Annotated in this window: 22 protein-coding genes; all 22 read right to left on the reverse strand. The window is 63.7% G+C overall.

Annotated elements, in window-relative coordinates; translation table 11 throughout:
- Positions 1-501, reverse strand: a complete 501-nt coding sequence (gene rplO / locus HNQ08_RS15695; protein WP_184134068.1) for a 50S ribosomal protein L15 — start codon at positions 499-501, stop codon at positions 1-3.
- Positions 498-665: a 50S ribosomal protein L30 gene (gene rpmD, locus HNQ08_RS15700; protein ID WP_184134150.1), complete on the reverse strand. Its 168-nt coding sequence runs from the start codon at positions 663-665 to the stop codon at positions 498-500. The genes rplO and rpmD overlap by 4 nt, the downstream gene beginning before the upstream one ends.
- A 14-nt stretch (positions 666-679) precedes the next feature.
- The gene (gene rpsE, locus HNQ08_RS15705; RefSeq protein ID WP_184134071.1) at positions 680-1,270 is read right to left on the reverse strand and encodes a 30S ribosomal protein S5; all 591 of its coding nucleotides are present in this window, start codon (positions 1,268-1,270) and stop codon (positions 680-682) included.
- The gene (rplR, locus tag HNQ08_RS15710) at positions 1,260-1,598 is read right to left on the reverse strand and encodes a 50S ribosomal protein L18 (RefSeq protein WP_184134073.1); all 339 of its coding nucleotides are present in this window, start codon (positions 1,596-1,598) and stop codon (positions 1,260-1,262) included. Before rplR ends, rpsE begins: the two co-directional genes overlap by 11 nt.
- The gene (gene rplF / locus HNQ08_RS15715; protein ID WP_184134076.1) at positions 1,598-2,155 is read right to left on the reverse strand and encodes a 50S ribosomal protein L6; all 558 of its coding nucleotides are present in this window, start codon (positions 2,153-2,155) and stop codon (positions 1,598-1,600) included. Before rplF ends, rplR begins: the two co-directional genes overlap by 1 nt.
- A gap of 112 nt (positions 2,156-2,267) precedes the next feature.
- On the reverse strand, positions 2,268-2,669 hold the full coding sequence (rpsH, locus tag HNQ08_RS15720) for a 30S ribosomal protein S8 (RefSeq protein ID WP_184134079.1): 402 nt from the start codon (positions 2,667-2,669) through the stop codon (positions 2,268-2,270).
- Positions 2,670-3,106: 437 nt separating this feature from the next.
- The gene (locus HNQ08_RS15725) at positions 3,107-3,292 is read right to left on the reverse strand and encodes a type Z 30S ribosomal protein S14 (protein ID WP_136389854.1); all 186 of its coding nucleotides are present in this window, start codon (positions 3,290-3,292) and stop codon (positions 3,107-3,109) included.
- A gap of 19 nt (positions 3,293-3,311) precedes the next feature.
- Positions 3,312-3,851 (reverse strand): 50S ribosomal protein L5, encoded by a 540-nt coding sequence (rplE, locus tag HNQ08_RS15730; protein WP_184134082.1) that lies wholly within the window; start codon positions 3,849-3,851, stop codon positions 3,312-3,314.
- 60 nt (positions 3,852-3,911) lie between these two features.
- Entirely contained in the window at positions 3,912-4,259 is a 348-nt protein-coding gene (rplX, locus tag HNQ08_RS15735) for a 50S ribosomal protein L24 (protein WP_221284220.1), read from the reverse strand.
- Entirely contained in the window at positions 4,259-4,663 is a 405-nt protein-coding gene (gene rplN, locus HNQ08_RS15740; RefSeq protein WP_029483701.1) for a 50S ribosomal protein L14, read from the reverse strand. The genes rplX and rplN overlap by 1 nt, the downstream gene beginning before the upstream one ends.
- On the reverse strand, positions 4,660-4,950 hold the full coding sequence (gene rpsQ / locus HNQ08_RS15745) for a 30S ribosomal protein S17 (protein ID WP_184134091.1): 291 nt from the start codon (positions 4,948-4,950) through the stop codon (positions 4,660-4,662). Before rpsQ ends, rplN begins: the two co-directional genes overlap by 4 nt.
- Positions 4,947-5,153, reverse strand: a complete 207-nt coding sequence (gene rpmC, locus HNQ08_RS15750) for a 50S ribosomal protein L29 (protein WP_039682863.1) — start codon at positions 5,151-5,153, stop codon at positions 4,947-4,949. The genes rpsQ and rpmC overlap by 4 nt, the downstream gene beginning before the upstream one ends.
- Positions 5,140-5,565, reverse strand: a complete 426-nt coding sequence (gene rplP / locus HNQ08_RS15755) for a 50S ribosomal protein L16 (protein ID WP_184134154.1) — start codon at positions 5,563-5,565, stop codon at positions 5,140-5,142. The genes rpmC and rplP overlap by 14 nt, the downstream gene beginning before the upstream one ends.
- Positions 5,565-6,314, reverse strand: a complete 750-nt coding sequence (gene rpsC / locus HNQ08_RS15760; RefSeq protein ID WP_184134094.1) for a 30S ribosomal protein S3 — start codon at positions 6,312-6,314, stop codon at positions 5,565-5,567. Before rpsC ends, rplP begins: the two co-directional genes overlap by 1 nt.
- Position 6,315: 1 nt before the next feature.
- Positions 6,316-6,759 (reverse strand): 50S ribosomal protein L22, encoded by a 444-nt coding sequence (rplV, locus tag HNQ08_RS15765; RefSeq protein WP_184134103.1) that lies wholly within the window; start codon positions 6,757-6,759, stop codon positions 6,316-6,318.
- The gene (rpsS, locus tag HNQ08_RS15770) at positions 6,756-7,043 is read right to left on the reverse strand and encodes a 30S ribosomal protein S19 (protein WP_184134106.1); all 288 of its coding nucleotides are present in this window, start codon (positions 7,041-7,043) and stop codon (positions 6,756-6,758) included. The genes rplV and rpsS overlap by 4 nt, the downstream gene beginning before the upstream one ends.
- 14 nt (positions 7,044-7,057) lie before the next feature.
- Positions 7,058-7,891: a 50S ribosomal protein L2 gene (gene rplB, locus HNQ08_RS15775; RefSeq protein ID WP_184134108.1), complete on the reverse strand. Its 834-nt coding sequence runs from the start codon at positions 7,889-7,891 to the stop codon at positions 7,058-7,060.
- 13 nt (positions 7,892-7,904) lie between these two features.
- Positions 7,905-8,192 (reverse strand): 50S ribosomal protein L23, encoded by a 288-nt coding sequence (locus HNQ08_RS15780; RefSeq protein ID WP_039682852.1) that lies wholly within the window; start codon positions 8,190-8,192, stop codon positions 7,905-7,907.
- Positions 8,189-8,809: a 50S ribosomal protein L4 gene (gene rplD, locus HNQ08_RS15785; protein ID WP_184134110.1), complete on the reverse strand. Its 621-nt coding sequence runs from the start codon at positions 8,807-8,809 to the stop codon at positions 8,189-8,191. Before rplD ends, HNQ08_RS15780 begins: the two co-directional genes overlap by 4 nt.
- A 2-nt stretch (positions 8,810-8,811) precedes the next feature.
- Positions 8,812-9,447, reverse strand: coding sequence for a 50S ribosomal protein L3 (gene rplC / locus HNQ08_RS15790; RefSeq protein ID WP_184134113.1), 636 nt, complete (start codon positions 9,445-9,447; stop codon positions 8,812-8,814).
- Positions 9,444-9,767, reverse strand: coding sequence for a 30S ribosomal protein S10 (gene rpsJ, locus HNQ08_RS15795; protein WP_014685998.1), 324 nt, complete (start codon positions 9,765-9,767; stop codon positions 9,444-9,446). The genes rplC and rpsJ overlap by 4 nt, the downstream gene beginning before the upstream one ends.
- 5 nt (positions 9,768-9,772) lie before the next feature.
- A partial coding sequence (locus tag HNQ08_RS15800) for an EF-Tu C-terminal domain-related protein (protein ID WP_133009300.1) occupies positions 9,773-9,867 on the reverse strand: 95 nt, incomplete at its 5' end.

Genomic DNA, 9,867 nt, shown 5'->3' on the forward strand with positions numbered 1-9,867 from the left:
TTATCCGGCCTGCTTGGCGGCGCGGGCGGCGGCGCGGTCTTCCTTGCTGGGAGCCGCAGGCTTGGGCGCAGGCAGCACGACGCTGCCGCCCGCAGCCTCGACGGCCTTGATGGCCGCCTCGCTGGCGGCGTCCACGTGCACGGTTACGGCGCGGGTCAGCTCACCGCTGGCGAGCAGCTTGACCGGGCGGTTCTTGCGGCGCACCAGACCGACAAGTTCCAGCACGTCGCGGTCAAAGGTATCGGTTCCTTCGATCTCGCTCAGCTGCGAGAGCTTGACGATTTCGTAGGTGGTGCCGACGTTGTTGAACCCGCGCTTGGGCAGGCGGCTGATCAGCGTGCTGCGGCCACCCTCGAAAAAGGGTCCCTTGCCCGCGCCGCTGCGCGACTTCTGGCCCTTATGGCCGCGGCCGGCGGTCTTGTCGGTGCCGCCCGGGCCGCGACCCACGCGCTTGCGATCTTTACGGCTGCCCTCGGCGGGCTTCAAGTCGTGGAGCTTCATGCTTCCACCTCCAGCAGATGCTGAACGGTCCGCACCATTCCGCGCAGGGCGGGGGTGTCGCTGACCTCACGGCTGTCGCCGATGCGCCTCAGGCCCAGCGCCTTGACGGTGTCCACCTGGTTCTGGGGACGGCCGATCACGCTGCGCTTGAGGGTGATTTTGATAGGTTTGCTGGTCATTACTGGGCACCTCCAGCTTCAGCCGCTCCACCCTGGCTGGTGGCCGACTGTGCGGCAGCGGTCTGCACAGGCTGAGCAGTGCGGGTCACGTCGGTGCCACGCAGTGTCCGCACCTGCTTGGCGGTCCGCAGGTTCTTCAGGCCGTCGAACACGGCGTAGGCCACGTTGACCTTGTTGCGGCTTCCCAGTTCCTTGGACAACAGGTTGGTGATGCCTGCCAGTTCGGCAATCGAGCGGGGCACGGTTCCGGCAATCACGCCCGTACCAGGGCCGGCAGGCTTGAGCAGCACCTGCGACGTGCTGTTGACGCCCACGATGTCGTGCGGGATGGTGCCGTTTTCCACCGGCACGCTGATCATGTTCTTGCGTGCAATGCTCTTGGCCTTCTCGATGGCCACCGGCACTTCCTTGGCCTTGCCAATGCCCATGCCGACGCGACCGTTGCGGTCACCCAGGATCACCAGCGCGGCGAAGCGGAAGCGGCGTCCACCCTGATAGGTCTTGGAGGTGCGGTTGACGAAGAGCATCTTTTCTTCGAATTCGCTGCTCTCGCGGTCCGCGTTGCGGTCGTTTCTACGATTAAAAGTCAAGGCCACCCTCCCGCGCCGCATCTGCGAGCGCCTTCACGCGTCCGTGGTAACGGTACTGCCCACGGTCAAAGACCACCTGCTTGACGCCTTTCTCGGCGGCAGCTTCGGCCAAGGCCTTGCCCACAGCGGCGGCCGTGTCGGACTTGGTGCCGCTCTTGAGCTTGGCGCTGCTGGCGGCGGCCAGGGTGGTGCCACTGACGTCGTCAATGATCTGGGCGTAGATGTGCTTGCTGGAGCGGAACACGCTCAGGCGCGGGCGCTCCCCGGCGGCGGTGCGAACCTTGCGGCGGGCGCGCAGCTTGCGGCGGACAGTATTTTGAGCGGCCATTATTTCTTCCCTTTCCCGCCCGTGGCGCCAGCTTTACCGGCCTTCAGGGCAATCTTCTCGCCAAGGAAGCGCACACCCTTGCCGTGGTAGGCGTCGGGCTTGCGGACCTTGCGGACGTTGGCGGCCACCTGGCCGACGAGCTGCTTGTCGATGCCGCTCACGTCGATCTTGGTGGGTTCCGGCACGGTGAAGCTCACGCCTTCGGGCGGCTGAATCACCACAGGATGGCTGTAGCCGATGGTCAGCTCCAGCGCCCGGCCGTTCAGCCTGGCGCGGTAACCGACGCCGCGCAGTTCCAGGTTGATCGTGAAGCCGTCGCTGACGCCCTTGACCGCGTTAAAGACCAGGCTGCGGGTCAGGCCGTGCAGCGCACGGTGACGCTGGGCATCGCTAGGGCGCTCGACCAGAAGCTGATCGCCGTCCTGCTTAATGCTTAGTTCCTTGTTGAAGGGGACGCTCAGTTCGCCTTTGGGGCCCTTGACCTTAAACACGCCGCCATCGGCGCTGTAGGTCACGCCGCTGGGCATGGGGATAGGAGATTTACCAATTCGGGACATGTACGTCCTCCTTACCTTAAGTCAGTCCTCGCGTGGAGGCTGAGGTCAGGTGCGTGCGGCTCGGGACATTGCCCTCACCCGTTCTTCGGTCAGCTCAGGAAGAGAGCTTGCGTTACCACAGCACGCAGACGACTTCGCCGCCCACGCCCTGCTTGCGCGCTTCGCGGTCAGGCAGCAGACCACGTGAGGTGGATACCACGGCCAGACCCAGGCCACGCTGGATGCGGGGTAGGTTCTCAACGCTCACGTAGGCGCGGCGGCCCGGGCGGGAGATGCGCTCGATGTGCTTGATGACCTGCTCGCGCTTCTGACCGTACTTGAGGGTCAAGCGCAGAACATCAAACTTCTGGCCCTCGGGGACCAGACGCTCGTAGGAAGCCACGTAGCCTTCCTTGACCAGCAGCTTGGCCAGTTCTTCCTTGAACTTGGAGGCCGGGATGTCCACGGTCTCCTTGAATGTGCGCGTCGCGTTGCGAATGCGCGTGAGCATGTCAGCGATAGGATCACTCAGCATGTGTCTCCTCCAGAGGCGCGGCCCCTCGGCCACTGCCCCGGCAGGTGCGGCCCACATCGAAATTCGACGTGAACTGCGGGTCTCCCCATTGGAACGCCTGGCGGAAAAATGCCGCCGATCCTTCTGTTGGGTGGGAAGCCTCCGCTGGACGATCACCATTCAAAATGGACGGTTCGTATCCAGGGGGTACAGCACGAGCACTGCCGTAGGTACGGCAAGGAGAGAGTGTAACAGATTGGGATGGAGATTGGCAATCATTGGATGATGCGCATTCTCCCCGTACGCCAATCCTTGGAGCGGCCCAGCCGTTGACAGATTGTTTGAAGCCGCTGTCGTGTCGACTGGGCTGGCTGAGACACATCCGCCCCTGAGCGATAACCCAACAAAAAACTCCCCAGGTGGGGAGTCTCATTCAAGCGTCGTTGAGAGAATTGCGCTTACCAGCTCGCTTTCTTCACGCCGGGCAGCTCGCCCTTGTGCGCCATCTCGCGGATGCAGATGCGGCACATGCCGAAGAAACGGTAGTAACCACGGGCACGGCCGCAGCGCGAGCAGCGGCTGTAGTTCTGCACGGCAAACTTGTGGCCGCGCGCCGCCTTGACAACTTTGGAGGTATTCGCCATAACGTCCTTTGCCCCCGCCTTACTTGCGGAAGGGCAGGCCCAGTCCCTGGAGCAGGGCGCGGGCTTCTTCGTCGGTTTTCGCGGAGGTCACGATGGTGATGTCCATGCCGCGCACCTTGTCGACCATGTCGTAGGTGATTTCGGGGAAAATCAGCTGCTCTTTGATCCCGAGGTTGTAGTTTCCGCGGCCATCGAAGGCGTTGGGGTTGATCCCACGGAAATCGCGGATACGGGGCAAGCCGATGTTGATCAGCTTCTCCAGGAACACGTACATGCGCTCACCGCGCAGCGTGACCTTGATGCCCACGGGCATCCCCTGACGCAGCTTGAAATTGGAGATGCTCTTCTTGGCCTTGGTGACGATGGGCTTTTGCAGCGTGATCAGGCCCAGCTCTTTGGCGGCCTTGTCGATCGCCTTGCTGTCTTCCTTGCTGCTGCCCAGGCCCTCGTTGATCACGATCTTCTCGATACGCGGCACGGCCATCACGGAGGAATAGCCGAACTGCTGCATCATCGCAGGCTTGACCGTTTCGTTGTATTTCGATTTGAGCTGTTGCATGTGCCTACCTTTCGGGCGGACGGGTCGCCCAGGTCACGCGAGGAGGCGTGACCCTGGAAATCAGTCGATGTTCTTGCCGCTCGCGACGGCCACGCGGACTTTCTTGCCGTCCACGATCTGCTTGCGAACGCGGGTGGCCTTCCCGGTTTCGGGGTCCACGATGGAAACCTTGCTGGCGTGCAGGGCCAGCTCGCGCTGTTCCTGGCCGCCGTTGGGGTTACCCGCGCTGGGCTTGACGTTCTTGGTGATCATGTTGACGCCTTCCACGACGACCTTCTGGTCACGGGGCAGCGCCAGCAGCACCTTGCCGGTCTGGCCCTTGTGCTTGCCGCTCAGGACGATCACGTTGTCGCCCTTCTTGACATGCAACTTGTCGTTGTGGTGGCTTCCAGCACTTGGACGGGGCATTACAGCACCTCCGGGGCCAGGGAAACGATCTTCATAAAGCGGCGGTCACGCAGCTCGCGGGCCACTGGCCCGAAGACGCGGGTACCGCGCGGCTCGCCCTGATTGTTGATGATGACGGCGGCGTTCTTGTCAAAGCGGATGGTGCTGCCGTCGGCACGCTTGACAGCGTGGGCGGTGCGCACGATCACGGCCTTGACCACGTCGCCGGACTTGACGGCGCCGCGGGGGGCAGAGTCCTTGACGCTGGCGACGATGATGTCACCGACGTGCGCGAACTTCTTGTTGCCGCCGCCGCCGGAGGTCAGGCCCTTGCCACCGATGCCGGAGTTCAGCACACGGATGCACATGATCTCGCGCGCGCCGCTGTTGTCGGCCACGTCCAGACGGGATTGGGTCTGAATCATGCCTCACCCCCGGCCATTTCGGTTTCCACGGCGGTGGTCTCGATGCCACGCGGGCGCTCGATCAGGCGCGTGACCTTCCAGGTCTTGGTCTTGGAGATGGGGCGCACGGCGATGATCTCCACGCGATCACCCAGCTTGTATTCATTGGTCTCGTCGTGCGCGGCGTACTTGGTGCTGCGCGTGACAACCTTGCCGTACAGCGGGTGGGCGAAGCGGCGCTCGACCTTGACGCTGACGGTCTTGTCGGCCTTGTCGCTGACGACGACGCCGGTAAAGGTCTTCTTCATGCCTGCTCTCCCTGCTTGCGGGCCTGCTCATGCCGGATGGTGTTGAGCTGGGCCACTTCGCGGCGGAGCTGCGTGACGCGGTGCGGCTGGGCCAGGTTGCCCATGGCCGCCTGGAAGCGCAGCTCCATCAGTTCTTTCTTGCGGGACTCGATCTCGGAGGCGAACTTGTCGGCCCCCAGTTCGCGCATCTCACTGGGCTTCATCGTAAACCTCGCGCTTGACCATCTTGGTCTGGATAGGCAGCTTGTGACCGGCCAGGCGGAAGGCTTCCTTGGCCTGTACCTCGGTCACGCCGGAGACCTCGAACATCACGCGGCCCGGCTTCACGACACTGACCCAGAATTCCACAGCGCCCTTCCCCTTCCCCATTCGGGTTTCGGCGGGCTTCTTGGTCACGGGCTTGTCGGGGAAAATGCGGATGTAGATCTTACCGCCGCGGCGGAAGTGGCGGCTCATCACGATGCGGCACGCCTCGATCTGGTTGCTGCGGATCCACGCGGGTTCCATGGCGATCAGACCGTAGTCGCCGAAGGCCACGTAGTCGCCGCCCTTGGCGTCGCCGGTCATCCGGCCGCGGTGCTGCTTGCGGTACTTGGTGCGCTTAGGAAGAAGCATCATTCACCTCCGGGGCGACGGCGGCCTGCGGCCGGACGGCGGCGGTTGGGACGGTCACCGTCATCGCGGCGGGGACGGTCATCGCGGCGGGTGGGGCGGGCCAGGGTCTCGGTGCGGCCACCGATCACTTCGCCGTTGAACACCAGGACCTTGATGCCCAGGATGCCGTAGGTGGTGCGGGCCAACGCAGTACCGTAATCAATGTCGGCGCGCAAGGTGTGCAGCGGCACGCGGCCTTCAAGCACCTTCTCGGTACGGGCCTGTTCGGCCCCGCCCAGACGGCCTGACAGCACGATCTTGACGCCACGGGCACCCGATTCCATCACGCGCTGCGCGGCCTGCTTCATGGCGCGGCGGAACGCAAAACGGCGCTCGATCTGCTCGGCGATGCGCAGGGCCACCAGGGGCGCACTGATGTTGGGGTTGGGGATCTCGGCGACGTTGACGGCCACCGTGCCAGCAGACACCAGATGCTCGATGTCGGTCCTCAGGCCCTTGATGCTGTCGCCGCCCTTGCCGATCACGATGCCGGGTTTAGCGGCGGAGATGATCACGTTGACCTGCTGACCGGCACGCTCGATCTCCACGCGGGCAATGCCAGCGGCAGACAGCTTCTTGTCGATCAGGTTGCGGATCTTCTCGTCTTCCTTAAGAAGTCCGGCGTACTGCTTCTTGCCGGCGTACCAGCGGCTGTTCCAGCCACGGGTGATGCCCAAGCGGAAGCCGTTCGGGTTGATTTTATTGCCCATATTAGTTGCGCCCCTTGCTGCCAGCGCGACCAGCTTCGGCCTCGCCCACGATGATGGTGATGTGGCTGGTGCGCTTCTTGATGATGTTGGCGCTGCCGCGTGCGCGGGGAATCAGGCGCTTGAGCGTGGGACCAGCGTCCACGTAGGCCGCCGTAATCACTAGGCGGTCTTCGAGCATCTCGTCGTTGTGCAGCGCATTGTGCTTGGCGCTGTTGAGCACCTTGGCCACTGGCTCGCTGGCCGCACGGGGGATAAAGCGCAGCAGGTCCTCGGCGTCACGCACGCTTTTGCCACGGATCACGTCGACGACCAGACGCACCTTGCGGGGGCTGATACGGACGTACTTGGCGACCGCGTAGCCGGGACGGCGCAGCTTGACGAGCTGCTTGCGCTCTTTCTTGTTGCGGTAGGTCTGCTCTGCAGGGGTAGAGGTGGCAGCGGTCATTTCTTCTTGCTCCCCTTGCTGCTCTTCTCGGAGCCGTGGCCCCGGTAGCTGCGGGTGGGCGAGAATTCACCGAGCTTGTGGCCGATCATCTGCTCGTTCACGAACACCGGGACGTGCTGCTTGCCGTTGTGTACAGCGATGGTGTGGCCGATCATTTCAGGGACCACGGTGGAGCGGCGCGACCACGTCTTGATCACGCGCTTGTCTTTCTTCTCGTTCTGGGCGTCCACCTTTTGCAGCAGGTGGCCGTCGACGAACGGGCCTTTCTTGAGGCTACGGGGCATAGGGTTCGCCCTCCTTACTTCCCGCCGCGGCGGGTGATGATGAAGCGGTCAGAGACCTTGCGCTTGCGGCGGGTCTTCAGGCCCTTGCTGGGCTGACCCCACGGCGAAACAGGCACGCGGCCTGCGCCGGTACGGCCTTCACCACCGCCGTGTGGGTGATCCACAGGGTTCATGGCGCTGCCTCGCTGGTGCGGCTTGCGGCCGAGCCAGCGGCTGCGTCCGGCCTTACCGAGGTTGATGTTCTTGTGCTCGGCGTTGCCCACGGTGCCGATGGTGGCGTAGCACTCGCTGTGCACGCGGCGCAGTTCGCCGCTGGGTAGGCGCAGGATCACGTAATCGCTCTCCTTGCCCTGCACCTGAATGCTGGTGCCGGCACTGCGGGCCATCTGGGCTCCCTTGCCAGGAACGAGTTCCACACTGTGCACCACCGCACCGACCGGCACAAAGCGCAGCGGCAGGGCGTGGCCCAGCTTGGGCTCGGCTTCAGGACCGGCGTTGACGGTTGCGCCCACCTTCAGGCCCTCGGGGGCCAGGATGTAGCGTTTCTCGCCGTCGGCGTAGTTCAGCAGGGCGATGCGGGCGCTGCGGTTGGGATCGTACTCAATTGCAGCGACCTTGGCAGGAACGCCAGACTTGTCGCGGCGCTTGAAGTCGATGATGCGGTACAGGCGCTTGTGACCGCCGCCGATAAAACGGCTGGTGATACGGCCACGGTTGTTGCGGCCACCGGACTTGGAGAGGCCCTCGGTCAAGGCCTTTTCCGGGCGCTTCTTGGTCAGTCCGCTGAAGTCGGCGGTCGTCATCTGACGGCGCGACGGGGTATACGGACGGTACTTTTTAACGGCCATATTCAATCTCTCCTTAGGCCTGGCCTTCGAGTTGCTCGATGCGCTGACCCTCGGCGAGACGGACCACGGCCTTCTTGCGGTCATTGCGGGTGCCCATGAAACGGCCCACGCGCTTCTGCTTGCCGCGCACGTTCATGGTGCTGATCCCAACCACCGACACGTCAAAGGCACGCTGGATGGCGCTCTTGATCTCGGTCTTGGTGGCCTTGGGGCTGACCCAGAACGAGTAGACGCCGCGTTCCATACCCGCGTATGCCTTCTCGCTGATCACCGGCTGGTGAATGATGTCGTAGTAGCTCATGCAGCACCCTCTTCTTCAGTCTGCTCGTCCTGAGCAGGCTCCAGGGCCACGGCGTCAATCACCAGGCGGTCATGGCGTAGGATGTCGTAGGCGTTCAGGCCTGCGACGGGCAGCACGGTCACCCAGGGAACATTGCGCGCAGCCTGACGGGCCACGACGTCGTCGGTCACCAGCAGTACGCTCTCGCTACCGTTCATGCCGTTGTCGGCGGCCCAGGAGATGAAACCCTTGGTCTTGCCGTCCAGCCCGAAGCCGTCCACGGCCATCAGCTTGTCTTCCTGCTGACGGTCCGAGAGGGCCATCGCCAGGCCGAGCTGACGCACCTTGCGCGGCAGGGTGTAACCGTAGTTGCGGGGTTTGGGACCGAAGGCCACGCCGCCGCCGACAAAGGTCGGAACAGTGCGGTCGCCGTGACGGGCGTTACCCGTGCCTTTCTGGCCGTACATCTTCTTGCCTGTTGCACTGACCTGAGCGCGGGTCTTGGTGCTGGCCGTGCCGCGGCGGCGGCTGGCGAGCTGCCAGGTGACCACTTCGTGCAGCAGGTTCGCGTTGGCTTCGGGCAGGTCCAGGCTGATCTGACGACCACCGTTCTGTCCGATGACGTTAATCTGCGCCATGTTTACTTGCCTCCCTTCGGCGTGCGGGCCTTAACTGCGCCGCGCAGGACCACGAGCCCACCGTTGGCACCGGGAATCGCGCCCTTGACCAGGATCAGGTTCTCGTCGGCGCGCACCTCGACCACTTCCAGATTCTGGACAGTGATCCGGTCCATGCCCATGTGGCCGGCCATCTTCTTGCCCTTGTACACGCGGCCGGGCGTCTTGCGCTGACCGATGGAACCGGGACGGCGGTGCCACTTCTTGGTACCGTGGCTGCCAGGACCACCGGCAAAGTGCCAGCGCTTGATGACGCCCTGGAAGCCCTTACCCTTGCTAGTCCCGGTGGCGTCAATCTTCTCGCCCTCGGCGAAGATGTCCACATTAACCGTGTCACCTTCGGGGTTGAAGTTACGGAACTCACGCAGGAAACGCACGGGGCTGACCCCGGCCTTCTTGAAGTGACCCATGGCCGGGCGGTTGACCTTGCGCTCAGCTTTGGGAGCAAAACCGATCTGCACGGCCTCATAGCCGTCGGTCTGCGCGGTCTTGCGCTGCACGACGGGGCAGGGGCCCGCCAGCACAACGGTCACCGGAACGGCGCGGTCGCCCTTCCAGATCTGGGTCATGCCGATTTTGGTGCCCAGCAAGCCCTTCATGCGCGGCCTCCCACCGTCTTGATTTCAATGTCCACGCCAGTCGGCAGGTCCAGGGTCATCAAGGAGTCGATGGTCTTCTTGGTGGGGTTCATGATGTCCACCAGACGGTTGTGGGTGCGGATCTCAAAGTGCTCGCGGCTGTCCTTGTTCACGAAGGGCGAGCGCAGCACGCAGAAGCGGCGGATGCGGGTGGGGAGCGGCACTGGGCCGCTCACGTCCGCCCCGGTGCGCCGGACCGTGTCCACGATTTTGCTCGCGGACTGGTCCAGCGCCTTGTGGTCAAAACCACGCAGTTTGATGCGAATCTTCGGGGCAACCATTGCTATTACTCCAGGACCTTGGTGACAACGCCGGCGCCGACGGTGCGGCCGCCTTCACGGATGGCGAAACGCAGGCCTTCTTCCATGGCGATGGGCTTGA

Origin of the sequence: Deinococcus humi (assembly GCF_014201875.1) — a bacterium.
Lineage (GTDB): Bacteria > Deinococcota > Deinococci > Deinococcales > Deinococcaceae > Deinococcus > Deinococcus humi.